We start from the raw sequence: 298 nt of genomic DNA, 5'->3' as shown, positions 1-298 counted from the left end.
GCGGGCGAACATGCGCGCCAGGGCGCGGTCTTTGGAGTCAGGCGGCAGCAGTGCCGGTTCCGGAAACCGCTCCTCGAGATATTCCGCGATGACCACCGATTCGACGATGGTTTCGCCCGAGCCGGTGATCAGCACCGGAATGCGGTTCATCGGCGAGATGGCCCGAAACTCTTCGGGGATCGGAAAACCCGGCGGCGGCGCGATGATCTTGAGCGGCACGTCCTTGATATAGGCCAGTGCGCGCACGATCGACGAGTAGGGCGACAACGGCCGCGAATAGAGTTTCAAGATCGGAAGA

The 298-nt window shown here is 62.4% G+C and carries 1 protein-coding gene; it reads right to left on the bottom strand.

The features are described 5' to 3' along the window. Positions 1 to 298 (bottom strand): glutathione S-transferase family protein (locus EN852_RS39085; RefSeq protein WP_246694585.1); only part of this gene is annotated, 298 nt, incomplete at both ends.

Origin of the sequence: Mesorhizobium sp. M2E.F.Ca.ET.209.01.1.1 (assembly GCF_004010375.2) — a bacterium.
In the GTDB taxonomy this organism is placed as follows: domain Bacteria; phylum Pseudomonadota; class Alphaproteobacteria; order Rhizobiales; family Rhizobiaceae; genus Mesorhizobium.
Note: the sequence above shows the minus strand (reverse complement) of the source record. Positions and strands in the feature narration are given on the sequence as shown.